The 25,623-nt window shown below is 50.8% G+C and carries 20 protein-coding genes; 4 read left to right on the forward strand and 16 right to left on the reverse strand.

Annotation, left to right across the window (positions count from 1 at the left end; genetic code table 11):
- Window positions 1-7 precede the first annotated feature (7 nt).
- The 4 genes from carA to ACO0U8_RS07780 all read right to left on the reverse strand — a co-directional run bounded on the left by carA (window position 8) and on the right by ACO0U8_RS07780 (window position 6,312).
- Window positions 8-1,168, reverse strand: coding sequence for a glutamine-hydrolyzing carbamoyl-phosphate synthase small subunit (gene carA, locus ACO0U8_RS07765; protein ID WP_136376082.1), 1,161 nt, complete (start codon window positions 1,166-1,168; stop codon window positions 8-10).
- Window positions 1,169-1,644: 476 nt separating this feature from the next.
- Window positions 1,645-2,466: a 4-hydroxy-tetrahydrodipicolinate reductase gene (gene dapB / locus ACO0U8_RS07770; protein ID WP_056776816.1), complete on the reverse strand. Its 822-nt coding sequence runs from the start codon at window positions 2,464-2,466 to the stop codon at window positions 1,645-1,647.
- Window positions 2,467-2,737: 271 nt separating this feature from the next.
- Complete coding sequence (locus ACO0U8_RS07775; protein WP_421670565.1) at window positions 2,738-4,171, reverse strand: HlyD family type I secretion periplasmic adaptor subunit; 1,434 nt, start codon at window positions 4,169-4,171, stop codon at window positions 2,738-2,740.
- Entirely contained in the window at window positions 4,168-6,312 is a 2,145-nt protein-coding gene (locus tag ACO0U8_RS07780) for a type I secretion system permease/ATPase (protein WP_421670566.1), read from the reverse strand. Before ACO0U8_RS07780 ends, ACO0U8_RS07775 begins: the two co-directional genes overlap by 4 nt.
- Before the next feature lie 787 nt (window positions 6,313-7,099).
- Between ACO0U8_RS07780 and ACO0U8_RS07785 the strand changes: the two genes are divergently transcribed.
- Complete coding sequence (locus ACO0U8_RS07785; RefSeq protein WP_056776810.1) at window positions 7,100-8,245, forward strand: porin; 1,146 nt, start codon at window positions 7,100-7,102, stop codon at window positions 8,243-8,245.
- Between the two features lie 144 nt (window positions 8,246-8,389).
- Complete coding sequence (locus tag ACO0U8_RS07790) at window positions 8,390-9,265, forward strand: SMP-30/gluconolactonase/LRE family protein (RefSeq protein ID WP_421670567.1); 876 nt, start codon at window positions 8,390-8,392, stop codon at window positions 9,263-9,265.
- Window positions 9,266-9,346: 81 nt separating this feature from the next.
- Here ACO0U8_RS07790 and ispH read toward each other — a convergent pair whose 3' ends face one another.
- From ispH to ribF, 5 genes are all read right to left on the reverse strand, one after another.
- Window positions 9,347-10,300, reverse strand: coding sequence for a 4-hydroxy-3-methylbut-2-enyl diphosphate reductase (gene ispH, locus ACO0U8_RS07795; protein ID WP_056776801.1), 954 nt, complete (start codon window positions 10,298-10,300; stop codon window positions 9,347-9,349).
- Entirely contained in the window at window positions 10,281-10,751 is a 471-nt protein-coding gene (gene fkpB, locus ACO0U8_RS07800) for an FKBP-type peptidyl-prolyl cis-trans isomerase (RefSeq protein WP_056776797.1), read from the reverse strand. Before fkpB ends, ispH begins: the two co-directional genes overlap by 20 nt.
- Before the next feature lie 5 nt (window positions 10,752-10,756).
- Window positions 10,757-11,263, reverse strand: a complete 507-nt coding sequence (gene lspA, locus ACO0U8_RS07805; RefSeq protein ID WP_056776793.1) for a signal peptidase II — start codon at window positions 11,261-11,263, stop codon at window positions 10,757-10,759.
- A complete protein-coding gene (ileS, locus tag ACO0U8_RS07810; protein ID WP_122094220.1) occupies window positions 11,263-14,079 on the reverse strand; it encodes an isoleucine--tRNA ligase in 2,817 nt (938 codons plus the stop codon). The genes lspA and ileS overlap by 1 nt, the downstream gene beginning before the upstream one ends.
- Window positions 14,080-14,140: 61 nt before the next feature.
- Window positions 14,141-15,079 carry a bifunctional riboflavin kinase/FAD synthetase gene (gene ribF, locus ACO0U8_RS07815; RefSeq protein ID WP_056776787.1) on the reverse strand — a complete coding sequence of 313 codons (939 nt, stop codon included), beginning with the start codon at window positions 15,077-15,079 and terminating at the stop codon, window positions 14,141-14,143.
- 439 nt (window positions 15,080-15,518) lie between these two features.
- Here ribF and rpsT point away from each other — a divergent pair, with 439 nt between their 5' ends.
- Complete coding sequence (gene rpsT / locus ACO0U8_RS07820; RefSeq protein ID WP_056776784.1) at window positions 15,519-15,782, forward strand: 30S ribosomal protein S20; 264 nt, start codon at window positions 15,519-15,521, stop codon at window positions 15,780-15,782.
- 82 nt (window positions 15,783-15,864) lie between these two features.
- Here the strand turns inward: rpsT and nhaR are convergent, their stop codons facing one another.
- The 4 genes from nhaR to dnaK form a co-directional block, all read right to left on the reverse strand.
- Window positions 15,865-16,752: a transcriptional activator NhaR gene (gene nhaR / locus ACO0U8_RS07825; RefSeq protein ID WP_056776782.1), complete on the reverse strand. Its 888-nt coding sequence runs from the start codon at window positions 16,750-16,752 to the stop codon at window positions 15,865-15,867.
- 62 nt (window positions 16,753-16,814) lie between these two features.
- Window positions 16,815-17,990 carry a Na+/H+ antiporter NhaA gene (nhaA, locus tag ACO0U8_RS07830; protein WP_421670568.1) on the reverse strand — a complete coding sequence of 392 codons (1,176 nt, stop codon included), beginning with the start codon at window positions 17,988-17,990 and terminating at the stop codon, window positions 16,815-16,817.
- A gap of 233 nt (window positions 17,991-18,223) precedes the next feature.
- Window positions 18,224-19,360, reverse strand: coding sequence for a molecular chaperone DnaJ (gene dnaJ, locus ACO0U8_RS07835; RefSeq protein ID WP_056776775.1), 1,137 nt, complete (start codon window positions 19,358-19,360; stop codon window positions 18,224-18,226).
- Window positions 19,361-19,460: 100 nt separating this feature from the next.
- On the reverse strand, window positions 19,461-21,362 hold the full coding sequence (gene dnaK / locus ACO0U8_RS07840; protein ID WP_421670569.1) for a molecular chaperone DnaK: 1,902 nt from the start codon (window positions 21,360-21,362) through the stop codon (window positions 19,461-19,463).
- 332 nt (window positions 21,363-21,694) lie between these two features.
- On the opposite strand from dnaK, the gene satP reads away from it, so the two are divergent.
- Window positions 21,695-22,294, forward strand: a complete 600-nt coding sequence (gene satP, locus ACO0U8_RS07845; protein WP_421670570.1) for an acetate uptake transporter — start codon at window positions 21,695-21,697, stop codon at window positions 22,292-22,294.
- Window positions 22,295-22,409: 115 nt separating this feature from the next.
- Here the strand turns inward: satP and ACO0U8_RS07850 are convergent, their stop codons facing one another.
- The 3 genes from ACO0U8_RS07850 to tal all read right to left on the reverse strand — a co-directional run bounded on the left by ACO0U8_RS07850 (window position 22,410) and on the right by tal (window position 25,541).
- Window positions 22,410-23,732 carry an MFS transporter gene (locus ACO0U8_RS07850; RefSeq protein ID WP_421670571.1) on the reverse strand — a complete coding sequence of 441 codons (1,323 nt, stop codon included), beginning with the start codon at window positions 23,730-23,732 and terminating at the stop codon, window positions 22,410-22,412.
- A gap of 141 nt (window positions 23,733-23,873) precedes the next feature.
- Entirely contained in the window at window positions 23,874-24,461 is a 588-nt protein-coding gene (gene mog, locus ACO0U8_RS07855; protein ID WP_421670572.1) for a molybdopterin adenylyltransferase, read from the reverse strand.
- A gap of 126 nt (window positions 24,462-24,587) precedes the next feature.
- Entirely contained in the window at window positions 24,588-25,541 is a 954-nt protein-coding gene (tal, locus tag ACO0U8_RS07860) for a transaldolase (RefSeq protein ID WP_056777212.1), read from the reverse strand.
- Window positions 25,542-25,623 lie beyond the last annotated feature (82 nt).

Genomic DNA, 25,623 nt, shown 5'->3' on the forward strand with positions numbered 1-25,623 from the left:
GCTCCTGTTATTTGGCGTTGTGGTTGTGAGAAGCGCGAAAAGCGTTAATCAGTTCGATGAAGTGATCGAACAATGGCGCCGCATCGTGCGGGCCCGGGCTGGCTTCAGGGTGACCCTGGAAGCTGAATGCCGCTTTATCTGTGCGATGAATGCCCTGCACCGTGTGGTCGAACAGTGATTTGTGGGTCACGCGCAGGTTGGCCGGCAGATCGGATTCATCCACCGCAAAACCGTGGTTCTGCGCCGTGATCATCACGATATCTTTATCGAGATCTTTCACCGGATGGTTGCCACCGTGGTGGCCGAGCTTCATTTTCACGGTCTTCGCCCCGCTGGCCAGTGCCAGTAACTGGTGGCCGAGACAGATGCCGAATACCGGAATGTCGGTTTCCAGGAAAGTTTTGATGGCGGCGATAGCGTAGTCGCAAGGCTCCGGGTCGCCAGGGCCGTTGGACAGGAAAATACCGTCCGGATTCATTTTCAGCACGTCAGCCGCTGGCGTTTGCGCCGGTACTACCGTCAGGCGACAGCCGCGATCCACCAGCATACGCAGGATATTGCGTTTGGCGCCGTAATCGTAGGCCACCACGTGGAATGGCAGCTCTTCTTCTTTTTTCGCTTCCGGCAGTTCGCCTTCCAGCGTCCAGCTACCTTGTTGCCAGCTGTAAGATTCCGCGGTGGTCACTTCTTTCGCCAGATCCATGCCTTTCAGGCCAGGGAATGCTTTGGCTTTTTGCAGTGCCAGTTCAGCATCCGGTGAATCGCCCGCGATGATGCAGCCGTTCTGCGCGCCTTTTTCACGTAACAGACGGGTCAGCTTGCGGGTATCGATATCGGCGATGGCAACGATGTTGTTGCGCTTGAGGTAATCAGAAAGGTTTTCTTCACTGCGGTAGTTGCTGGCAATAAGAGGTAAATCGCGAATGACCAGGCCTTGGGCGTGTACTGCGGAGGATTCTGCATCAGCGGCATTGGTGCCGACATTACCGATATGGGGATAAGTGAGAGTGACAATCTGGCGGGAATAGGAAGGATCAGTGAGGATTTCTTGATAACCGGTCATCGACGTATTGAAGACCACTTCCCCCACTGCCGAACCTTCTGCCCCGATGGCCCGACCGTGGAATTGGGTTCCGTCTTCCAGAACCAATAGCGCTGACTTTATCAAAGCATCCTCCAAGAATAATAAATCACAATATCTGCATATTAATTCAGATAACCCGATCTAAATCAATGCAAAAATCGCTCGGGAAGCCAATTTTCGGCAAATTGCGCGCATTCTAATGATGGCAGTGAGGTTTGTCTACCAAAAGCCGCCATATTTCTCTATTTTTCGCACAACTCAGTGAAAAGGCTCCGTCACAGCCACAAAACCACAGGCTAAGTAAACATAGTAACCGTTTGCGGAAGAGGATGTCTGAAAATAGTGCTGAAAATCGGTTTGTGCGGGTGAGGACGAAATGAGATGTTCGAAAAACACGCGACTGACAGGTAAAATCGTCACAAAAGATATAAAAAAGACGACTAATCGTGAAATTTCAATCAGGACGCTTATTTTTGAATAAAAAGAGAAGGGCAATCAAGGAACTGCCCTTTTATCAAAAGATTATGACCAATACAACCACATCACATCTAAATCATCTGCTACAAATCATCCAATCCAAGCACATCCCGCATGTCGTAAAGGCCAGACTTATGCGAAGCAAGCCATTTTCCTGCACGAACAGCGCCATTTGCGAAAGTCATACGGCTGGAAGCCTTATGCGTTATCTCTACGCGCTCGCCAATATCTGCAAACATCGCAGTATGCTCACCCACGATATCTCCGGCCCGGATCGTCGCAAAACCAATACTTTTAGGATCGCGCTCTCCGGTGTGACCTTCACGGGCATATACCGCGCATTCTTTCAGATCTCGCCCCAGCGCGCCCGCTATCGCTTCACCCATCGCCAGTGCGGTGCCTGATGGCGCATCCACTTTATAGCGATGGTGTGCTTCAACAATTTCAATGTCGGTATAGTCGCCCATCACTTTGGCGGCTTTTTCTAAAAGTTTGAGGACAACATTCACGCCTACGCTGAAGTTAGCCGCAAAAACCACCGGAATAACCTCAGAAGCCTGTTTAATTGCCCCCTTACCCGCGTCATCAAAGCCCGTAGTCCCGATAATCATGCCTTTATGGTGCTTCTGGCAAAATTCCAGATGCACCAGGGTGCCTTCAGGACGGGTAAAGTCGATCAAAATATCGAAGTCATCCGCCACGGCATTCAGGTCATCATTGACCTTGATACCCGCTGCGCCGATCCCTGCAAGTTCACCGGCATCAGTACCGATAAGGGATGATCCCGGACGCTCCAGCGCGGCACCCAGCACCACACCTTCTGCGTCGGAAACGGCCTGAATCAACTGCCGGCCCATACGCCCGCCCGCGCCAACAATGGCCATGCGAATTTCAGCGTTACTCATAAATACTCTCTTTTTATAGGGGTTCTGCCGTGAAACAGAATCAGGTTAACTACCCTGTTATAGGGTAGCCAGCAAAATTGCCACATAATTAGAAAATTATGATAAAGGCTGGTTAATATCAGTAAAAACCATTTGATTTCAGGTTACTTAAAGTGAGGTTTTGTGTTAACAACCCGACCAAACTGGAACTGTTTCAGAAAACCAACCTTAATTCACCTGTGTACGACTCCCCGCATAACCATTCATTTCTGTGCATAATGGTCAGGGGATATCAACGCTCTTTGAAACTTTCATCAACTTTAGTTTGTAGCGGACTCAGCAGATAATCAATCACCTGACGCTTGCCGGTTTTAATCTCCGCGCTGACGTTCATCCCCGCCACCAGGTTGATACGCTTACCTTCGACCACCAGATAGTTTTGGTCGAGCGCGACATTCGCATTGAATACCAGCCCTAATTTCTCATGCTCAATCGCATCGAAACTGACGCTGGTGACTTTTCCGGTGATATATCCGTAGCGAGTATAAGGGAATGATTCGATTTTTATGATGACATCCTGCCCAACATTCACAAACCCAATGTCTTTGTTTGCCACCATCGCTTCAACCTCGATTTTTTCATCAAGTGGCACAATCGTCATGATCGCCTCTGCTTCTAAGGCCACCCCACCCACCGTATGAAATGCCAACTGCTGAACGGTACCGTCGACGGGAGCCTTTAATGTCATCAAAGACTGTCGCTGCCGGGTTTTTTCCATCTGGCCCTGAAGCTGAGGTATTTGCTCATTTGCCTGGCGCAGTGCGTCCAGCGTGTCTCGCTGAAACGTCTGGGTGTTTAATAGCTTTTCCTGTTCAGCCTGATGAATGCTTTCTTTTATTTGCTGCGTCTGATTTCTCAGGCTGCGGAGATCCTGCTCATTCTGGATTGTTTTGCTGTCCTGTTCATAATACTCATGCTGAGAAAGGTATTTTTTCTCCAGAAGAGCCTGATAATCTTTTGATCGCTGCAGTTCAATTTTTCGGATCTGCTCCAGCTTGTGGACCTGATCTTCATTCGACCGTAATTCAGATTTGTGCTGGCTTAAAATCGCCTGCAACCTTTCATTATCAGCAGACCACGACTGAAATTGATTTTTCGCCAGTAACTGTGTGGCTAAGATTTCGGTTTCTTTCAGACCGAGTTGTTTCGCCTCTTCGCGGTTAATCTCAATGTCGCCCTCATGTTGAAGCGCTTTGATTAACGCATCACAGCGCAATTTCGTTAACTGCACCGCTTCCAAAGCATGTCGGGATTGTTCGTAATCGCTGTCAGAACCGATGCCATTCAACTCAATCAGCGTCTGACCCGCGTGGACATAATCGCCGTCATTAACATAAATGTTTTTAATGACGGACGTTTCCAATGGCTGAATTTTTTTGCTGCGCCCGCTGACGATGGTTTTCCCCTGCGTCACCGCAACAATATCGATATGCCCAAATATGGCCCATATCAATGCAATGGCAGTAAACAACATAATCAGTCTGGCGATATATTTCGGCGCCACTGAAACAGGTGTCTCCGTAATTTCCAGCGTGGCGGGAAGAAAAACTCGCTCATCGCCTTCCCGTTTAGGCGGGTCCAATTTTTCACGAACCTTCCAGACTTCTTTCCAGACATGACAATATTTGCGGATAAGTTCTTTCGAGGCCTGCAACCAGATATTCATAATGACTGAAGCTCATGTAAGTAACGATAGTAACCATTTTCTATTTTCAACAGTTCTTCATGACTGCCCTGTTCGACGATTTCACCTTTGTCCATTGCAATGATTCTTTGCGCAAAACGAACAGTAGAAAGACGATGAGCAATAATAAGTACGGTGCGTTCACGGCAAATTAATTGCATATTCTGCATAATTGCCCTTTCCGATTCATAATCCAGAGCGCTGGTGGCTTCATCCAATATTAAAATCCGTGGGTTTCCGACCAATGCCCGCGCAATGGCAACCCGTTGCCGCTGGCCGCCAGATAGCCCCGCGCCCTGTTCGCCGACAACCGTGTCATAGCCCTCAGCCAATGCCATAATAAATTCATGCGCACCGGCGAGTTTGGCCGCGTGGATGATTCTTTCTAAAGACATACCAGGTTCCGCTAAACCGATATTTTCACGAACGGAGCGGTTGAGCAGTACGTTGTCTTGCAATACCACGCCTATCTGACGCCGTAACCAGGCCGGATCAGCCAGCGCTAAATCATTACCATCGACCAGCACCCTGCCGCGCCCCGGGGTATATAAGCGCTGAACCAGTTTGGTGAGTGTACTTTTACCTGATCCGGAACGGCCTACGATCCCCACCACTTCACTGGCCTGAATACTCAAAGTGAGATCGCGCAATACCTCATAACCATCTGGACGGTAGCGGAAATTCACCTGTTCAAAATCTATTTTTCCTTTAATTTCAGGCAGCGCTAAACGGCTACCGGAACGTTCCGTCGGCGTATTTAAAATATCTCCCAGACGCGCCACGGAGATCCCTACCTGCTGAAAATCCTGCCATAACTGCGCCAGACGAATCACCGGCGCCGCAACCTGGCCTGCCAGCATATTAAAAGCAATTAACTGACCGACCGTTAAATCTCCGCCAATAACCAGCTGAGCTCCCAGCCACAGCGTACTCACCATCACTAATTTTTGGATCAACTGAACGCCTTGCTGGCCGATGGTCGCCAGACGGGTAACCCGTAATCCGGAATGCACGTACGCCGCCAGCAACTGATCCCAGTTACGGGTCATCTGAGGTTCAACGGCCATCGATTTAATCGTCCCGACCGAGGTGACGGACTCTACCAAAAATGACTGGCTGTCGGCATTACGGGCAAACTTGTCGTTGAGACGTGCCCTCAAAACAGGGCTGATGGTGGCAGACCAAAAGGCATAACAGGGTAATGAAACCATCACCACAAGGGTTAGCCAGCCACTGTAAAACCACATCACAATAAGGAAGATGAATGAAAAACTGAGATCCATCACCGAGGTCAACGCCTGTCCGGTGAGGAAAGTGCGGATTTGTTCCAGCTCTCTGACGCGCGCGATGGTGTCACCCACGCGTCTCTTTTCAAACCAGGCGAGCGGTAACGCAAACAGATGGCGAAACAGACGCGCCCCTAATTCAACGTCGATGCGGCTTGTGGTATGCGCGAAAATATAGGTTCGTAAACCACTCAAAATAACGTCGAATAACACCACAATAAGTAATGCCACAGCCACAACATCGAGTGTGCTAAAACTCCTGTGCACCAGCACCTTATCCATCACAACCTGAAAAAACAAAGGGGTAATTAAGGCAAAAAACTGAATAACTGCCGATGCTGCAAGTACTTCCAGCAGAATTTTTCGGTACTTAATAACGGCAGGAATAAACCAGGTGAAATCAAATTTGGCCAGGCTGCCAAGCACAGAACCTCTGGACGTCACCAGAATAAGCCTGCCGCTGTAACGCGCCTCAAAATCACCTTTATCCAGTACAACCGGCCTGCCGAGTTCAAGATCCTGAATCAGATATTTATTGTTATCAATTTTCGCCAAAATAAAATGCTCGCCATCTTCTCTCCATACCACGGCCGGTAAGCTGATTAAGTGAAGCCGGTTTATATCCTGACGCACTAATTTTGCCTTTAACCCTAAAGACTTTGCCGCTAACAGCCATTGGGTTGTTGTCAGCTCACCATTTCCATCACTGAACTGATGCTTTAAATCTTCACCATTAGCAGCAACACCGTGGTAATGCGCAATAATAGTCAGGGCAGAAAAAGCAAGATCATACTGTTTTTTCACCCCTGTACTGAGTTCATTTTCAAGCAGTGACATAATAGTTTATTTATTCCCTTTATAATGGACAAAACATCCCTTTCGCACTTCGTGTACCACAGCATTAAAAACAAAAAAAACGCTCAAACTCAATAGTGACATCATTAATTCAATACTATTTTTTAAATCAATAATCATGCATATATAATAATTATAAAAATATATAAAACATTAATAAGTGGGATATCTTATTGATAGACACACATCACACTATCGATAATTTAATTTATCCTCCTTGATTATTTGATTTATCTCTGACCGGTATTGGATTATTTATTCTTGTGTTCAAACTAAATAGCAACAAACCGTTCTTGCCTTTTAAGGGCATTATTCATAATACGCATTACGATATTGTCACTCTAAGTCATTATATCATTAGCTTCCTAATTCCATTTGTACCCCTACAGGATCTTGTCCCTCCGGATGATCTCCTTGTTATCACCCGTAGGGGCGGGATCAACCCTCAACGCGGCCATGCCCTCCTCCGTATCCAAGCAATTTGCAGATAATTTCCTCAAAACCGCCATTTCTTAGATCTAAAACATCAATATTTTATAATATGGCACGAAATAATATTGATAAAACCAATGAATATGATAATAAATAGCCAGCTAATTTTAACCGCCGAAAGTTGATTTTTGAGCGGTTAAAATGAAAGCAGCCTGAAAGTATGAGGCGCGTCTTCACCCTTACCAGCCTGTCATAAGTAAGGGGAAAAATTATAAAACACACAAGGCCGGTTTCTCTGTTGGTTTTTTCAAAACAGAGGACTGGCTCAGGGACTTACATGAACTTCAAACTAAACAAAGTCACGCAAGTGGCGACCGCAGGCCTGTTATTCGGCTTAGCCTCTTTTGCTTCACACGCAGAAATCACACTGATCAAACAAGATCCCCAGCCTAACGATCCGCTCAGCCGCCTGAATTTCCAGGTTGGCGGCAGTATTCGTCCACAATTCCAGTTCCAGAACGGCGTGAAAAACTACAAAACCAACGGTTTTGATGGCGGCACACGTTTCCGTTTTTCTGCTGATTATTATCTGTTTGATGACATCAGCTGGATTAACTACTACGAGCTGGGCGTGAACATTCCTGCCCTGACCGGCTGGGATAATCACCATGCAGATGGCGCGCATAACACCAGCCGTCGTATGCTTTACACCGGTCTGAAAAGCAAAACCTACGGTCAGTTGACCTTTGGTCAGCAAAACAGCGTTTACTATGATGTGGTCGGTGCGAAAACCGATATCTGGGATTACGATATGCTCGCCCAAGCACCGGGTAATGGTGTTAACGGCGATTACGATGGTTCATACCGTTCCCGTAAAATGCTGAAATATAAAAATACATTCGGCGATGCCGATGTTTACGCTTCTTACCTGTTTGAAGACAGCGAACTGCTGACCGGCAAAAATGGCCTGCGTTACAAACGTAACGGCGGCGGTTCTGTCGGTGTGGATTACCACATCACCAAAGACCTGACCTGGGGTACTGCGTACAACTACACCGACGCAGAAATGAGAAATCCGGGCGATAACACGTCTAAAGACTATAACCAGAGTATTGTCGGTACTGCGCTGAGCTGGAAACCCGGTAACTGGACGGCATCCTTCGGCGGCGGTTATTACCACGACTTCCTGACCACTGGCGTGAAAACTGAAGATAGCTTCTTTGCAGGCGACGCTTACGGTCTGGAATACTTCCTGGGTTATGCCTTCCCGATCAATCAGATGGCCGTCAAAACCATTCAGCCTTACTTCATGGGTGACCGTCTGACCTATGTCACAGGCCGTAATTACCAGCGTATTGATAACGGTCTGGGTGTTTCCTTCCAGCTCGATTACGGCTTCCGTGTTGATTACGAACACGTGTTCACGTCCTCTACCGATAATCTCGGTGATATGAACCTGATCCGTCTGAGATACGATTTCTAAGCATTTAAGCACTCATTTGCGGGCCGGCTTTACGTCTTAATGACGTGCCGGCCCTTTATTTTTACACCTTTTCTACTATCCACTACACGCAAAGCAGGACTAGACTGAATGCTGCCACAGCCTATCCCTCAGGAGAGCTTTACGATGTCAGCATTATTCCGGTCCGACGTGACCGCCGTTGGCGATTATCGAGCCGAATTGGGTGAAACCCCCGTCTGGTGCCAGCGCACTCAATCGTTGTTATGGGTCGATATTCTTGCTCAACGTGTGTTGCGCTACTGGCCTGAAACCAAAAAAACTGAAATCCACGATCTGCCGAGCATCACCAGTGCAGTCCTGCTGACGGAGAAACGTAATCTGTTTTTACTGGTTTCGATCGACGGCATCCATCTCTACGATTACGATCTGAAAAGCCGTCAGACAATCTGCGGTTATTTCGGTGCAGAAGGTACACGCCCGAATGAAGCCGCAATCGCGCCGGATGGTTCCCTGTGGTTTGGTACGCTGGACCTCAAAGAAGAAAAGAATAACGGGGCCTGGTATCGCTATGAAGCAGGAGCCGATGCGCCAGAAATGATGCTCGATAACGTCGGGATCACTAATACGCTGGTCTGGTATGAAGGCAAGGTCTGGTTCGCTGATACCCGAAAAAACCGCTTCTATTCTGCTAATGCACGCCGTATCAATCCGCAAAAAATCTCCTGCTTCTCTTCCGGAGATAAATCACCCGACGGTTCTGCACTGGCTCAAAATGGCTGGCTGATTACCGCCTGCTGGGGATCACATTGCTTGTTACGCCAGCAAATCAATCAGGGTGAATTACTGACTCTGGACACGGCCCCTGTCCCGGTGACACAACCGAGTTGCTGTACGTTTGGCGGGCCGGACATGACTGAGCTTTACATCACTTCTGCGCGCAAAACCCTTGAAGCACCCCATGCGCTGGAAGGGGCGTTATTGCACGTTCAAACCTCAACCGTTGGCGCACCGCAGAATTTGTTCAAACTGCAAAAGCCTTAAGCAGCGCTGATGCAGACGCAGAAAATAAAAAACCGGCCACGAATGAGCCGGTTTTTTTATTGTTGCAGGGACCTGTGAAAATCAGTCGATCTGTTTCACATCCACACGCAGTTCTTTTGGCACTTCGAAAACAATATTTTCTTCGCGCCCTTCGATGTTAATCACATCCAGACCACCAAACGTTTTTAGTTTGTTGATCACATCCTGCACCAGGATATCCGGTGCTGATGCGCCTGCTGTCACACCAATGCTTTTCGCGTCTTTCAGCCAGCTTTCCTGAATATCTGCCGCGGAATCGATCAGATAGGACGGGACGCCAACGCGCTGCGCCAGTTCAGCCAGACGATTAGAGTTGGATGAGTTTTTCGACCCCACCACCAGCACCACATCCGCGCCATCGGCCAGCGTTCGCACGGCTTCCTGACGGTTAGTCGTTGCGTAGCAAATATCGTCTTTACGCGGCCCGATGATTTTCGGGAAGCGATCGCGCAGGGCATCGATGATCGCCGAAGTGTCATCCACAGAAAGCGTAGTTTGCGTCATAAAGCACAGGTTGGTTTCGTCCTTTACCTGCAATTTGTACACATCTTCCGGCGCTTCAACCAGGTACATGCCCCCTTTCGGATTGCTGTACTGGCCCATGGTGCCTTCCACTTCAGGATGACCGGCGTGACCAATCAGTATCGCTTCTGTCCCTTTACGGCTGGCACGTGCCACTTCCATATGCACTTTGGTCACCAGCGGGCAGGTCGCGTCAAACAGCATGGTCAGGTCACGGGCTTTTGCTTGTGCACGCACCGCCTGCGAAACGCCGTGGGCGGAGAAAATCAGGATCGAACCGTCGGGCACTTCACTGATTTGCTCGATAAAAATCGCGCCGCGCTGACGCAGGCTGTCGACCACGTAGCGGTTGTGCACCACTTCATGACGGACATAAATCGGTGCGCCATATAATTCCAGCGCACGTTCCACAATGCTGATGGCACGATCAACGCCCGCACAAAATCCGCGCGGGTTAGCCAGCAATATCTGCATGTTTCTCCTCCAGTTGCGGGTCGATTTCCAGCACTTCGATATCGAAATCAATGTACTGTCCCGCCAGCGGATGGTTGAAATCAACGGTGATTGAATCTTCTGTCACTTCGCGCACCACACCCGGCATTTCGTTACCGTCACGACCACTGAACAGCATGATGGTGCCGACATCCGGCACCCCTGTTTCCTGGAAATCTCGGCGCGAGAAGAACTGAACCAAATCCGGGCTTTTCGTGCCGAATGCAGATTCAGGTGACAGGGTAAACGCATGTTTATCCCCGACACTCAGTCCTGAAAGCTGATTCTCCAGCGCGTCAGACAAACTGCCGTCGCCGAGGCGAAACAGCGCAGGTTTCCCATTGGCGCGGGTAGATTCTGCCGTCGAGCCGTCTTCCAGCTTTAACGTAAAATGCACCAGTACGGCGCTGTCGTGTTTCACCTGCTGAGACATGCTTCTTATCCTTTGCTCTTCGTCGCTTCGTTCGGTTTCGCGAGGAAACCTTCCAGCACGACCAGCACCGCACCGACGCAGATAAAACTGTCGGCCAAGTTGAAGATCGGGTAATGCCAGTCATTCACGTAGAAATCAATAAAGTCGATCACGAAACCGTGCACCATGCGGTCAAACATGTTGCCCAGCGCGCCACCAATAATCATCGCAAACGCAATGTTATTCATGCGCTGTTTCGCGCTGCTGCGATACATCAGTACCAGCAGAACGACCACAATGACCAACGCGATGGCAGTAAAGAACCAGCGCTGCCAGCCGCCTTTATCCGCGAGGAAACTGAACGCTGCACCCGGATTATGGGCGTAGGTCAGGTTAAAGAACGGGATCAGCGGCAGAGATTCACCGAGCTGGAAATGCCCCATGACCATAAACTTACTGCCGAGATCGACGATAACGACGAGAACCGCCAGCCATAGCCAGCGGAGTCCGGTAGAACTGAGAGGTTTACTCATTATGCAAACTTACGCTCTTCGCCGTCGCCGGCAATGTTAGTAACACAACGGCCGCAGATGTCGCTGTGTTCCGCGTTCTGCCCAATATCGGTAGTGAAATGCCAGCAGCGCGGGCATTTATCGCCCTCGGCTTTTGCCAGGCCGATCTTCAGGCCTTTAAGCAATTCACTGGCCTGAGCGGAATCGTCGGCTTCTGACAGCGCAGCGACTTTCGCACCGGAGGTCAGTAAGACGAAACGCAGTTCATTGCCCAGTGAACGCAGGTCAGTGGCCAGCGCGTCGTCTGCGTACAAGGTGACAGCAGCTTCCAGAGAACCACCAAGACGTTTATCTGCACGAGCCTGTTCGATCACTTTGTTCACTTCACCACGAACTTTCAGCAACTCATCCCAGAACGCATCGTTCATGGATTCGTTACCGATCAGGCCAAACAGACCGTCGTACCACTCTTCGGTGAAGACGAACTTCTCACGTTTACCTGGCAATTCAGCCCAGATCTCGTCTGCAGTGAAGGACATGATCGGTGCCATCCAGCGAACCAGTGCTTCACAGATATGATAAAGCGCGGTCTGGCAGCTGCGGCGGGCAACGCTGTCGCTTTTCGCGGTGTACTGGCGATCTTTAATGATATCGAGGTAGAAGGAGCCCATTTCGATCGAGCAGAACTGCATCAGACGTTGTACAACGCCATGGAAATCATAGGCTTCATACGCAGCAATGATCTCTTCCTGAGCGGCTTTCGCGCGGCCAACGGCCCAGCGATCCAGTACGACCATTTCTTCCGGAGCCACGCTGTGCAACGCAGGATCGAAACCGTTAAGGTTCGCCAGCAGGAAGCGCGCGGTGTTACGGATGCGGCGGTAAGAATCAGCAGCACGTTTGAGGATTTCGTCGGACACGGCGATTTCGCCAGTGTAATCCGTAGACGCAACCCACAGACGCAGAATGTCGCCACCCAGCTTATTCATCACGTCCTGAGGCGCAATGGTGTTGCCGATGGATTTAGACATTTTACGGCCCTGACCATCGACGGTGAAGCCGTGAGTCAGCACTTGCTTGTAAGGCGCTTTGCCTTTCATCGCCGTGGAAATCATCAGTGAAGACATGAACCAGCCGCGATGCTGGTCAGAACCTTCAAGATACAGATCAGGCTCGTGACCGTTGAACTCAGGACGCACATCCACAACGGAAGAGTGTGTGGAACCGGAGTCAAACCAGACGTCCAGCGTATCCGGCACCTTCACGTAATCAGCAGCGTCAGCACCCAGAATGTCTTCCGGGTTCAAATCCCACCACGCCTGAATGCCGTCCACTTCAACACGCTTCGCGACTTCTTCCATCAGCTCAAGGCTGCGCGGATGCAGTTGTTCGGTGTCTTTATGAACGAACAGAGACATCGGTACGCCCCACGTACGCTGACGGGAAATACACCAGTCAGGACGGTTAGCGACCATATTTTCGATGCGTGCCTGGCCCCAGTCAGGGATCCACTGCACGCCTTTGATCTCTTCCAGAGACTGCTGACGCAGGCCTTTCTGATCCATGCTGATGAACCATTGTGGCGTAGCGCGGAAGATGATCGGTGTTTTGTGACGCCAGCAGCACGGATAGCTGTGCGTGATTTTCTCAACGTGCAGCAATGCGCCTTTTTCACGTAGCAGCTCAACAATCAAATCGTTGGCTTTAAAGACGAATTTACCGTCCAGCGTCGGGTATGTGCCAGGCAGGTAGCAACCGTTCGGCCCCACCGGGTTTGCCACTTCCAGACCGTATTTCTGGCCGATAACAAAGTCATCCGGGCCATGGCCAGGTGCAGTGTGCACGGCGCCGGTACCGGCATCGAGGGTCACGTGATCACCGAGGATCGCCGGAACGTCGAAACCAAGGAACGGATGTTTGAAGCGCAGTAATTCGAGATCGGCACCTTTGCACTCGCCCAGTACGGTCCATTGTGCAACGCCTGCGCGTTTCATGACGCTTTCAACCAGATCGGTTGCCAGGATCACGCACTGCCCGTCAATCTGTACCAGCTGATAGGAGAACTCAGCGTTCAGTGAAATCGCACGGTTTGCTGGCATGGTCCACGGCGTGGTGGTCCAGATAACCAGCGAAATCGGGCCGTTAAAGGACGTCGCGCCGAATTTCGCCGCCACCGCAGCCGCATCGGTTGCATTGAACATCACATCAATAGAAGGGGAGCTTTTGTCGTAATACTCCACTTCGGCTTCAGCCAGTGATGAACCACAATCTGTACACCAGTGAACCGGCTTAGCCCCTTTGTGCAGGTGGCCGTTACCGATGATTTTGCCCAGCGCACGGATGATGTTGGCTTCAGTGTTGAAGTCCATGGTCAGGTACGGATGATCCCAGTCGCCCAGCACGCCCAGACGGATGAAGTCTTTCTTCTGACCTTCAACCTGTTCTGCGGCATATTTACGGCACGCCTGACGGAATTCCGCGGCGGTCACTTTCTCGCCCGGCTTACCGATCAGTTGTTCGACTTTCAGCTCGATTGGCAGACCATGACAGTCCCAGCCCGGTACATAAGGCGCATCGAAGCCCGCCAGCCCTTTGGACTTAACGATCATGTCTTTAAGAATTTTGTTGACTGAGTGACCAATATGAATGCTGCCGTTCGCATACGGAGGGCCGTCATGCAAAATAAAGGTTTTCTTGCCTTTCTTGGCAGCACGAATAATCCCGTACAGATCCTGGTCATACCAATTTTTCAGCATGTCAGGTTCACGCTTGGCCAGATCGCCACGCATCGGGAACCCTGTTTCCGGCAAATTCAGGGTGTTCTTGTAGTCACTCATAGATTCTCGGTTCCGTTTTCGGCTGGATTCCAGGCTTTGTTACACGCCTGTCAGTACAAGTTTAGCGTGGTGTCTTTAACCCGAAGAATTCCCGGGCCGTCACCTCATCGTTCGCAATTTGTTGCTTTAAAGCATCAAGCGAGGAGAAACGCTGTTCGTTGCGCAATTTTGCGCGAAGCACCACGTCAATGTGGCGCCCGTATAAATCTAATGTGGTGTCGAGCAGGTGAACTTCCAACTGCTTGCGTACGCCACCGACCGTCGGACGAATACCAATATTGGCGACGCCCGGCAAAGGTTCCGGGCCCAGGCCAAGAACTTCGACGGCATACACGCCGCGAACCGGTGAAACTACGCGTTTTAACGGCACGTTAGCCGTCGGGAAACCAATCGTGCGCCCCAGTTTGTCACCGTGGACGACGCGACCTGAAATACTGAACGGATGGCCCAGTAAGTTTTCGGCCAGTGCTAAGTCATCGTCACGCAGCGCATCGCGGATTGCCGTACTGCTGATACGGTTACCGCCTTCGCGGAACGTCTGGGTACTGATCACTTCAAAGCCATACTCTTTTCCGGCTTTCTGCAACAGTTCAAAATCGCCCAAACGACTGGCACCAAAGCGGAAGTCATCCCCAACGGTCAGGAATTTGACGCCCAGCTTTTCGACCAACAGTTGTGAGACAAACGCCTGTGCCATGTGCGCAGCGAACCGCGGCTCAAAGTGCACACATAAAAGATAATCTACGCCGCACTCAGCCAGATATTTGGCTTTGTCACGCAGGCTGGTTAAACGAGCAGGCGCTTTATCCCCTGCAAACAGTTCCAGCGGCTGTGGTTCAAATATCATGACCATCACCGGCAGCCCCAGACGTTGACCTTCCAGCTTTAGCTGTTCAATCAGGGCCTGGTGACCACGGTGTACACCATCAAAATTGCCAATAGTCAGCACACATCCATGATGGCGTGCTCGAATATTGTGTATTCCGCGAATTAGCTCCATAGCTGGCTCAAATCCAATGCTGACTCATAAAGATGGAAATCGGCGGATTATACCTTGTACAGCCCCCAAGGTTAACCAGCGATTAGCAGGATCACACCATTCTCTCTTGCATACCGCAGATATTGCGGTTCAAATGAGTGTGTGGTGACGAAAATCTTTCTTTTCGTGCAGGGAATGCGTGACTTTTCGCATAAACAAAGCGTTAATGGCCGCCGTGGGCAGTTTGTACACTCTCCTGTCGATTTTTCTCGCGAAAGACTGTATTCCGATGCCGGAAGCTGTTAAAATCCTGCGCCATCACAACGTAACAAGCGACGATTGAAGTTCACACTTTAAAACGACGCTTATTTGCACAAATCCGTTGACAACAGAAGACCGAAAAGGCATATTCCTCGGCCTTTGAATTGTTCATCAATAGAAAAATATTTGGGAGTTGGCCTTGGCTAATATCAAATCAGCTAAGAAACGCGCCGTACAGTCAGAAAAACGTCGTAAGCATAACGCGAGCCGCCGTTCAATGATGCGTACCTTTATCAAGAAGGTATACACGGCTATTGCAGCAGGCGATAAAGCTGCTGCACAAAATGCATTTAACGAAATGCAACCAATTGTGGATCGTCAGTCTTGTAAAGGCCTGATCCACAAGAACAAAGCAGCGCGTCATAAGTCAAACCTGACTGCGCAAATCAACGCAATGCAATAATTGCATTACGCTGATATGCTTGATAAAAAAACCGGCTAACGCCGGTTTTTTTATACCTGAATGTTGAGTCTTGCCTGAACTGTTACTCAAACAGTGTTGAAAAATCCGTGTGGCAAATCCTTTGCACCGACGGATGCTGGATCATACGTTCGGCAAAAATCACGTAGTACTCTTCCAGAATCCCCTCGACACGTCCCACCTCAACAATGTTCTCGTCCTGAAACTCAGTCGAAGAGTAAATCGCTGGGGCAACAAATATCGCGTCATTATTCATGCCGAAAGCTTTCATCAGGGCAGCATCGTCAAACTCCCCCAAAATATTCACTTTCAAACCCTGCGTGTTAAACCAGTTGAGCAGCTTGCGCCCCAGCATTGAGCGACGTCCCGGGATCAGCAAAGAACGTTGCTCCAGGCAGGCAGGAAAATCAAAACCCGCAGGTGGGTTGCAGCAATAGAAACTGATTGGACTTTCTCCCAGCTTGACTGAAAACAACCCTTCCTGTTGCGTCGAATCCACCGGACAGTCCGACAGGATCATATCCAGCTTATGCAGGCTCAGTTGTTCCAGCAGCATTTCGTGGGTGGATTCAAAGCAGCGCAGATGAATCTGCGCGTTAGCCGGTACGGCGGCTTCCAGCACGCGACTGACCAGCCGTTTCGACAGCGCATCCGCTACGCCAACGTCAAACAGCAAACTCGACTCTTTGCGATAATTCACGATATCCAGCATTTCCTGGCTCAGCGTGAACATTTTATCAGCGTAGCGATAAACCAGTTGTCCCAGCTCAGACGGCACCAGACCGCGCCCCTGACGTTTAAAAAGCTTGCCGCCTAAACGTTCCTCAAGGGATTTTATCTGCCCGGTGATGGTCTGCGGCGTCAGATAAAGGGCCTCTGCGGCTCCGACGACAGAACCTGATTTACAGACGTGCCAAAAATAATACAAATGGTTGTAGTTAATATGAGGCATGTTTTATCCGTTCCTGAAAAATAAAAGCGCAGCGCGCCCTGAAACGCGCTGCACCTTCATCATTATTTGAGGGCTTTCTTTGGCAAAGAGCGGCTTAACAGTAAGTAACCTAATACCGCCGAAGCCACAGACCCCATCAGGATGCCCATTTTCGCGTAGGTCAGCAGTGCCGGGTCACGTGTAGCGAAGGCCAGTGAGCCGATAAAAATCGACATGGTGAAACCGATACCGCACAACACAGACACAGCAGCAATCTGGCTAAACGTAATTCCCGACGGCAAACGGGTTAGGCCCAACTTCAGGGCGACACCGCTGAAAAGGATGATACCCAACGGCTTACCGAGCAGTAATCCGGCAGCGATGCCCAAAGGCAACAGGGAAAAAGCACCAGATAACGATACGCCCTGCAATGAGATCCCCGCATTGGCAAAAGCAAAGACAGGCAAAATAAACCAGGCGACGTAAGGATGAATGCCATGCTCAAGGCGACGCGCCGGTGATGGTTTATTCTTTTTGGTGTTCAGCGGGATCAGGAACCCGAGGATCACTCCTGCCAGGGTGGCGTGTACGCCAGACTTCAGTACGCATACCCAGAACACGGCGCCCACAACGAGGTAAGGCGTCAGTCTGGTCACTCCCCGCCAGTTCATGAATGCCAACACCCCGATGCAAACCGCGGACAGCCCCAGCGCCAGCACAGAGACATCATGGCTGTAAAACAGTGCAATGATGACGATCGCACCGAGGTCATCAATGATTGCAAGCGCCAGTAAAAATACTTTAAGCCCTGTCGGTACACGCGAACCCAGCAGCGCCATCACCCCAAGCGCAAAAGCAATATCGGTGGCCGCAGGAATGGCCCATCCCTGACGAGCGATCTCATCACTACCGTTAAACAGTAAGTAGATTAGCGCAGGCACAATCATTCCGCCCAGAGCGGCAATTGCCGGGAATAGCGCCTGTTCACGATTTGCCAGCGCGCCTTCGCACAGCTCACGCTTCACTTCCAGCCCGATCATCAGGAAAAACACCGCCATCAGGCCGTCATTGATCCAGAGCAAAAGAGGTTTATCGATCAGCAGTTCTGAAAAACGTAGCGTAACGGGAATATCCAGAAATGCCTGATAAGCCCCCTGCCACGGGCTGTTCGCCATGATCAATGCCACGATAGCCGCGACGATCAGCACCACACCTCCGGCGGCTTCCATCCGTAAAAACTGACGAATAATATTCGACATTCTGACTCTCCTGTAGAAAAACCGTGGCGCAAAAGGGATTGCCACAATGGAATGACCGAATTGTACGCAAAGACTCACTTCGTAAAAATTCGATTATTTCTGCAGTATAACTCGGTTTTTACGAATCATTGGATTTCAGGCTTTTGCCTGTTTTGACCTATAAAAAAATCCCCGGAGCGTCAACCGCTGCCGGGGATTTTGTCTGGCTTTCCGTCGCTGTTTTCAGCGCGGGATTAGCGGGTCAGATCATCGAAGAACTTTTTCACGCCGTCCAGGAAGCTTTTAGAGCGCGGGCTGTTTTTCTCGCCCGAGACGCCACCAAAGCTTTCTTCCAGATCACGCAGCAACTGCTTCTGTTTGTCGCTCAGGCTGACCGGCGTTTCAACAACAACGCGGCACATTAAATCGCCCTGAGCACCGCCGCGCACGGATTTCACACCGCGTCCGCGCATACGGAACATCTTGCCCGTTTGCGTTTCGGCAGGAATTTTCAGGCTCACGCGGCCATCGAGTGTTGGGACTTCGATTTCGCCACCCAGTGCAGCCATAGCGAAGTTGATGGGCACTTCGCAGTACAGGTTGTTGCCTTCACGCTCAAAGATTTTGTGCGCTTTAACCTGAACCTGAACGTACAGATCGCCTGACGGTGCACCATGCTCGCCCGCTTCGCCTTCGCCTTCAAGACGGATACGGTCGCCGGTGTCTACACCCGCAGGGATTTTCACGGACAAGGTTTTCGAACGCTCTACGCGGCCATGACCGTGACATTTGCTGCAAGGATCTTTGATGACCTTACCGCGCCCCTGACAGGTCGGACACGCCTGCTGCACGGTGAAGAAGCCCTGACGCATCTGAACCTGACCCGCACCATGGCAGGTTGGACAGGTGGCCGGAGAGCTGCCCGCTTTCGCGCCGCTGCCGTGGCAGACGTCACATTCATCCAGCGTAGGAATGCGGATTTCTTTGGTGACACCACGAACGGCCTCTTCCAGAGTCAGATCCATGTTGTAACGCAGGTCTGATCCCCGGCTTGCACGCTGACGGCGACCGCCGCCAAAGATGTCGCCAAAGACGTCACCAAAGATGTCGCTGAAATCTGCACCGCCGCCACCGCCGTAGCCACCACCGCCGCCCATGCCACCTTGTTCAAAGGCTGCATGACCGTACTGGTCATAGGCCGCACGCTTTTGCGCATCGGTCAGAATTTCATACGCTTCTTTAATTTCTTTAAATTTAGTTTCAGAGGCTTTATCGCCCTGATTGCGGTCAGGGTGATGCTTCATCGCCAGGCGCTTGTAGGCCTTTTTGATTTCACGCTCATCCGCTGTTTTGGATACGCCTAAAATCTCATAAAAATCTTGCTTCGCCATGCTTTAACCTACCCTCAACATGCGTGCACGGGCGCAGAGTTTCCTCGACGCCCGTGCTGGTTTTCAGTAATGAACTCTTACTGTGCCCGCTTAAGGGCGATTATTTCTTGTCTTTGACTTCTTCGAATTCAGCGTCAACAACGTCATCATCTTTCTGAGCGCTGTTATCGCCGCCTTCAGCCTGACCCTGCTGCTGAGCCATTTCCATCAGCTTACCGGAAACCTGTACCAGCGCCTGGATTTTCGCTTCGATGTCAGCCTTGTCTTCACCTTTAGCAGAAACTTCCAGTGCTTGCAGGGCTTCTTCAACGGCGGTTTTGTCTTCCACTGGCAGTTTGTCGCCGGCTTCTTCCAGTTGCTTACGGGTACCGTGGATCAGGTGATCCGCCTGATTGCGGGTCTGGACCAGTTCTTCGAACTTACGGTCAGACTCAGCATTCGCTTCGGCATCATTGACCATTTTCTGGATTTCTTCTTCCGTCAGACCAGAAGATGCCTTAATGGTGATCTTCTGCTCACGGCCGGTAGTCTTGTCTTTCGCAGACACGTGCAGGATACCGTCGGCGTCAAGATCGAAGGTCACTTCGATCTGTGCCTGACCGCGCGGCGCTGCCTGAATACCGTCCAGGTTGAATTGACCCAGAGATTTGTTATCGCTTGAACGTTTACGCTCACCCTGCAACACATGGATGGTCACTGCAGACTGGTTGTCTTCCGCAGTAGAGAACACCTGGCTGTGTTTTGTCGGGATGGTGGTGTTTTTGGTGATAAGCGGCGTCATTACGCTGCCCATGGTTTCGATACCCAGTGACAACGGAGTAACGTCCAGCAGCAGAACGTCTTTCACATCACCTGCCAACACACCACCCTGAACCGCTGCACCGATAGCAACAGCTTCGTCCGGGTTCACGTCTTTACGTGGTTCTTTACCAAAGAATTCAGCCACTTTCTTCTGAACCATTGGCATACGCGTCTGACCACCGACCAGGATCACGTCCTGAATGTCAGACACTGACAGACCTGCGTCTTTCAGCGCGACTTTCAGCGGATCGATACAACGGTTAACCAGGTCTTCAACCAAAGATTCCAGTTTTGCACGGGTCACTTTGATGTTCATGTGCTTAGGACCGGTCGCATCTGCTGTGATGTACGGCAGATTCACGTCAGTTTGCTGAGCAGAAGACAATTCAATCTTCGCTTTCTCAGCCGCTTCTTTCAGACGTTGCATCGCCAGCGGATCATTGCGCAGATCCATACCTTGTTCTTTCTTGAACTCTTCAACCAGGTAGTTGATCAGACGGCTGTCGAAGTCTTCACCACCGAGGTGAGTGTCACCGTTGGTTGCCAGAACTTCGAAGGTTTTTTCGCCATCTACTTCATCAATTTCGATGATGGAAATATCGAAAGTACCACCACCCAGGTCGTATACCGCGATAGTGCGGTTACCGACTTCGCGATCCAGGCCATAAGCCAGTGCCGCTGCGGTAGGTTCGTTGATAATACGTTTTACTTCCAGACCTGCGATACGGCCAGCATCTTTGGTTGCCTGACGCTGTGCATCGTTGAAGTATGCAGGTACGGTGATAACAGCTTCAGTAACGGGTTCACCCAGATAATCTTCAGCGGTTTTCTTCATTTTCTTCAGCACTTCAGCAGAGATCTGCGGAGGTGCAATTTTCTGGCCTTTGATGTCGATCCAGGCGTCACCGTTGTCGGAGCCTACGATCTGGTAAGGCATGATGCCTTTGTCACGCTGAACTTCTTCATCCTGGAAGCGACGGCCAATCAGGCGCTTAATCGCAAACAGGGTGTTCTGTGGGTTAGTCACAGCCTGACGTTTAGCCGGAGAACCTACCAGAGTCTCGCCATCTGCCGCATAAGCGATGATGGAAGGAGTGGTGCGGTCGCCTTCAGCATTCTCCAGCACACGTGCAGTAGTGCCATCCATAATAGCTACACAAGAGTTGGTAGTACCCAGGTCGATCCCAATAATTTTACCCATTTAAACGTCTCCACTTAAAATTCATATTCGATCATGTTGTTACTGTATATGCGGGCAATATTTTCGATTTCAATAGTTCGATTTCAACTGCCCGATATCGCGGCTTTCCCGACGGTAACAACTGCGGTTGGGAATAAGATGGGGCCATGCAGCGCAGCATCAAGGGGACAAGTGAAAAAAAATCTTCGATTGCTGTTACGCCAGATCAATGTTTGCCCGCCGCCACCTCTTTATGATGCCGCGCGCTTCTGAAGATATGTGGGGTTTTTACCCATTTCGCAAGCGGATATCCCCCAGTTATCTATTCGTAATATTTCTTATTCAGAGGATCTATGCAGAGCAAAACGTTGGCAAATCCAGGCCCGCTCGGGTTAATGGGCTTCGGTATGACCACTATCTTGTTGAATTTACACAATGCAGGCTTCTTCCCGCTGACGGCGGTGATCGTGAGCATGGGTATTTTCTATGGCGGTCTGATTCAGATTCTGGCCGGCATGATGGAATTCAAAAAGGGAAACACCTTTGGCACCACGGCGTTCACCTCTTACGGCGCATTCTGGCTGAGCCTGGTGGGCATTCTGATGCTGCCACGTATGGACATGGCTGATGCCAGCAGTGAAAGTTTCCTCGGCGCGTATCTTGGCCTGTGGGGCATTTTCACCTTATTCATGTTTTTCGGCACCCTGAAAGCCAACCGAGGTTTGCAGGTTGTTTTCGCAAGCCTGACGATTTTGTTCGCATTGTTGTGTTTCGGCAACATGACGGGCAACACCGCCGTACTGCACTTTGCCGGTTTCGAAGGCATTTTCTGCGGCGCCAGCGCAATCTATCTGGCCATGGCTGAAGTGCTCAACGAACAATACGGTCGCACCATTTTGCCGATTGGCGAACCTCACGGTCACGCACTGAATGCGGTAACCGCCGGGGCATAATTCCCCTCTGCACGATCTAAAAAGGCCTCGCTTGTGCGGGGCCTTTGGCTTTTATAGTACCGGTGTAGTACCGATATAGTACCGATGTTTTTACCGTCGAAAGGCCCGGTTGCCATTAACGCCCGGAGGTCACCCGCTGATCATAACGGGCCGGTGTCTTGTCCTCACTGTTGAGATCACGGGTTAAATAGATGCCCGTCAGCAAGCCGATCGCCGATAACGCCAGAACGTAATACGCCGGTGCCATCGGCGTCACGCGCATAATCAACGTGACAAATAACGGTGTAAGCCCGCCAAAAATGGCGTAAGCCACATTGTACGAGAATGAAATACCGGTAAAACGGACTTCAGCCGGGAATGCGCGAACCAGTACATAAGGCACCGCGCCAACGATCCCGACGCTGAACCCTACCAGCGCATACATGCCCATGAGCATCGACGGGTCTGCGGCCACAGAATGGTAGAAGGACCAGCTGCAGATGCCAAGGAACAGGCTGCCCACGATAAAGGTTTTGCTGGCACCAAAGCGGTCAACAATCCAGCCCGCCGCGATACACCCAAACGTCAAAGCGATGGTCGCCAGACTGTTCGCCTGTAACGCCTGCGCAGCCGGAATGCCGTATTGCTTTTGCAGCCAGGTTGGCGTCATCAGAATGATCACCACGATGCCCGCCGACAAAAGCCAGGTCATCAGCATCGATACCACGATCTCTTTTTTATGATTCACTACCACTGATTTCAGCGGCAGATCTTCTGCCAGCGTTTTTTGCGCTTTCATCTCAAGGAAGATCGGCGTCTCCTGCAACCAGCGACGCAGATACATAGCAAACAGGCCGAAAATACCGCCGAGGAAGAACGGAATTCGCCAGCCAAAGTCGCTGATCGCCGCAGGCGTCATTGCGCTGTTAAGCAGGGTTGCCACCAGAGAACCTAGCAGGATCCCCGCCGTCAGCCCGGCGGTCAGCGTCCCGCAGGCAAAACCAATACGGTTACGCGGAACGTGTTCTGCCACAAAGACCCATGCACCGGGCACTTCTCCGCCAATCGCCGCGCCCTGCAGAACGCGCATCAACAACAGCAATAACGGTGCAGCGATGCCGATTGAGGCATAGGTTGGCAGCATCCCCATGGCCAGCGTTGGCAGCGCCATCAGTAAAATGCTCAGGCTGAACATGCGCTTGCGGCCAACTAAATCGCCGAAGTGCGCCATGATAATGCCGCCCAGCGGACGTGCCAGATAACCGGCGGCGAAAATGCCAAAGGTCTGAACCTGACGCAGCCAGTCGGGCATATCTGCAGGAAAGAAAAGATCGCCGATTACCGCAGCGAAAAAGACGAAAATGATGAAGTCGTAGAATTCGAGGGCGCCGCCCAGCGCAGCCAGGGACAGCGTTTTGAAATCCTGCCGGTTCAGCCGGCGCGATTGTGCGTGTTGCATAAGAGTCCGTGTGACACCAGAGTGAGAATAGAAAAAAGGTTTTGCCGCCTCATGTAAAGTAATCATTACTATAGCGGCAAATAATTTTCACACCAGTGAGCCTGAATCTTACGTCAGCATATTTTCATAAAGTGATGGTATTCAGTTTTTTGTATCGCGACGGGCACTTTTCGGGCGAAAAGCTGCTACAACCGCCTCGTGCGTTTCCACATAAGGGCCATCAAGCAACTGGATGCAGTAAGGTACGCTGGCAAAAATGCCGGACACAATCACCTTCCCTTCTGCATCTTTCAGCCCTTCAAGCGTTTCCTGAATCGATTTTGGCTGGCCGGGTAAATTGAGGATCAGCGCCTGTTTGCGGATCACGCCCACCTGGCGCGATAAAATCGCCGTCGGCACAAAGTGCAGACTGATCTGACGCATCTGCTCACCAAAGCCCGGCATCTCACGGTCTGCAACGGCCAGCGTAGCGTCTGGCGTAACGTCGCGACGCGCCGGGCCGGTTCCGCCGGTGGTCAGCACCAGATGACAACCGCATTCATCCACCAGCTCACTGATCGCCTGTTCAATCAACGGCTGCTCATCGGGGATTAATCTTTTTTCCAGCGTATAGGTCGTGATCAGCGCTTTTTCCAGCCACGTTTCCAGTGCCGGAATGCCTTTATCCTGATAAATACCGCCCGACGCGCGATCTGATACCGATACCAGACCAATTAGTAATTTATCCATGCTATTTCTCCACAGCATTTTTCTTCATTGTCACAGGCTTCAGTATATCGGTAACCGGCCGAGGGTTTTATCGCAGGCATAAAAAAAGCGGCTGATGAGCCGCTTTTTGCTGAAACTGAGTGCTGATTACAGCAGGTCAGAAATCATTTTTTCCAGTTTACCCTGGTCGATTGCAAACTTACGGATGCCGTCAGCCAGTTTGTCGATCGCCATTGGATCCTGGTTGTGGTCCCAGTAGAACTGAGCTTCAGTCAGTGGCGCAGGACGTGGTTTGGTTTCACCGGAGAAGGACAGTTTGCGCTCCAGCGGGCCTTCGCTCTCTGCCAGCTCTTTCAGCAGTGCAGGTGCGATGGTCAGACGGTCACAGCCAGCCAGTTCGATGATTTCGCCGATGTTACGGAAGCTTGCGCCCATCACGACAGTCTCGTAGCCGTGCTGTTTGTAGTATTCGTAGATTTCGGTCACAGACACAACGCCCGGATCTTCATTCGGTGCGAACTCTTTTTTGTCGCCATTGGCTTTGTACCAGTCGAGGATACGGCCAACGAATGGAGAAATCAGGAAGACGCCCGCTTCTGCACAAGCACGAGCCTGAGCGAAGGAGAACAGCAGCGTCAGGTTACAGTTGATGCCTTCTTTTTCCAGTTTCTCTGCAGCGCGGATGCCCTGCCAGGTAGACGCCAGTTTGATCAGGATACGGTCGTTAGTGATACCCGCGTCGTTGTACAGTTTGATCAGACGTTTAGCTTTAGCCACGCTCGCGTCAGTGTCGTAAGACAGACGAGCATCAACTTCAGTTGAAATGCGGCCAGGGACCAGTTTCAGAATTTCCAGACCGATGTTTACTGCCAGTTTGTCAGCGGCATCAGTAATCTGCTGATCGTGATCGCTGCTCTGGTCACGTGCCCAGGCGATTGCTTCGTCGATCAGTTTACGGTATTCAGGAATTTGCGCAGCGCTGAGGATCAGTGACGGGTTGGTGGTCGCATCCTGCGGCTGGTACAACTTCATTGCCGCGATATCTCCGGTGTCAGCAACAACCTGAGTCATTTGGCGTAGGGAAGTCAGTTTATCGGTCATTTTGGCATATCTCATCGTTTGGACGTTTTCGTATAGGCATTTTCATGCCTTGCCTTTGGCTGATGATAACATGCAAAAAGCC

The sequence above is a fragment of the Rahnella sp. EDr1-12 genome, assembly GCF_049206505.1.
Taxonomy (GTDB): domain Bacteria; phylum Pseudomonadota; class Gammaproteobacteria; order Enterobacterales; family Enterobacteriaceae; genus Rahnella; species Rahnella rivi.

Coding starts and splice junctions, on each gene's coding strand:
- dapB (WP_056776816.1), bottom strand. CDS start 2,466: ATGAGTAACGCTGAAATTCGCATGGCCATTGTTGGCGCGGGCGGGCGT.
- ACO0U8_RS07775 (WP_421670565.1), bottom strand. CDS start 4,171: ATGAATATCTGGTTGCAGGCCTCGAAAGAACTTATCCGCAAATATTGT.
- ACO0U8_RS07780 (WP_421670566.1), bottom strand. CDS start 6,312: ATGTCACTGCTTGAAAATGAACTCAGTACAGGGGTGAAAAAACAGTAT.
- ACO0U8_RS07785 (WP_056776810.1), top strand. CDS start 7,100: ATGAACTTCAAACTAAACAAAGTCACGCAAGTGGCGACCGCAGGCCTG.
- ACO0U8_RS07790 (WP_421670567.1), top strand. CDS start 8,390: ATGTCAGCATTATTCCGGTCCGACGTGACCGCCGTTGGCGATTATCGA.
- ispH (WP_056776801.1), bottom strand. CDS start 10,300: ATGCAGATATTGCTGGCTAACCCGCGCGGATTTTGTGCGGGCGTTGAT.
- fkpB (WP_056776797.1), bottom strand. CDS start 10,751: ATGTCTCAGCAGGTGAAACACGACAGCGCCGTACTGGTGCATTTTACG.
- lspA (WP_056776793.1), bottom strand. CDS start 11,263: ATGAGTAAACCTCTCAGTTCTACCGGACTCCGCTGGCTATGGCTGGCG.
- ileS (WP_122094220.1), bottom strand. CDS start 14,079: ATGAGTGACTACAAGAACACCCTGAATTTGCCGGAAACAGGGTTCCCG.
- ribF (WP_056776787.1), bottom strand. CDS start 15,079: ATGGAGCTAATTCGCGGAATACACAATATTCGAGCACGCCATCATGGA.
- nhaR (WP_056776782.1), bottom strand. CDS start 16,752: ATGCCTCATATTAACTACAACCATTTGTATTATTTTTGGCACGTCTGT.
- nhaA (WP_421670568.1), bottom strand. CDS start 17,990: ATGTCGAATATTATTCGTCAGTTTTTACGGATGGAAGCCGCCGGAGGT.
- dnaJ (WP_056776775.1), bottom strand. CDS start 19,360: ATGGCGAAGCAAGATTTTTATGAGATTTTAGGCGTATCCAAAACAGCG.
- dnaK (WP_421670569.1), bottom strand. CDS start 21,362: ATGGGTAAAATTATTGGGATCGACCTGGGTACTACCAACTCTTGTGTA.
- satP (WP_421670570.1), top strand. CDS start 21,695: ATGCAGAGCAAAACGTTGGCAAATCCAGGCCCGCTCGGGTTAATGGGC.
- ACO0U8_RS07850 (WP_421670571.1), bottom strand. CDS start 23,732: ATGCAACACGCACAATCGCGCCGGCTGAACCGGCAGGATTTCAAAACG.
- mog (WP_421670572.1), bottom strand. CDS start 24,461: ATGGATAAATTACTAATTGGTCTGGTATCGGTATCAGATCGCGCGTCG.
- tal (WP_056777212.1), bottom strand. CDS start 25,541: ATGACCGATAAACTGACTTCCCTACGCCAAATGACTCAGGTTGTTGCT.